The organism is Hungatella sp. SL.1.14, assembly GCF_024460495.1.
Classification (GTDB): domain Bacteria; phylum Bacillota; class Clostridia; order Lachnospirales; family Lachnospiraceae; genus Hungatella; species Hungatella hathewayi.
The window spans coordinates 1-300 of record NZ_JANFYJ010000357.1 but is presented as its reverse complement, the minus strand read 5'-3'; the positions used below and the strand labels follow the sequence as shown (position 1 = coordinate 300).

Sequence of the window (300 nt, the reverse complement as noted above, 5' to 3'; positions counted from 1 at the left end):
AATAAAGATCCGGAATCACGAAATCCCCCGAAAGGCGTTCCGCGCACTTTTCGGGGGATATGATTCTTCTGTCCTGTACGAAATGGTTTTATACTCCTGAATAAGCGGAGAATCCGCCGTCAACCGGAATAACCACACCTGTAATAAAGCCCGCAGCCTCATTATTTAACAAAAACAGCAGTGTTCCGTTTAACTCTTCCGCCACGCCGAAGCGTCCCATCGGAGTTGCCGCCAGGATCTTGGCTGTTCTGGCTGTAGGCGTTCCGTCATCATTAAACAGAAGCTTCTCATTCTGTTTCG

At 48.7% G+C, this 300-nt stretch carries 1 protein-coding gene; it reads right to left on the bottom strand.

What is annotated here, in order from left to right:
- Positions 1–88: 88 nt before the first annotated feature.
- On the bottom strand, positions 89–300 hold a 212-nt coding region (locus NE473_RS31345), incomplete at its 5' end, for an SDR family oxidoreductase (protein WP_256265663.1).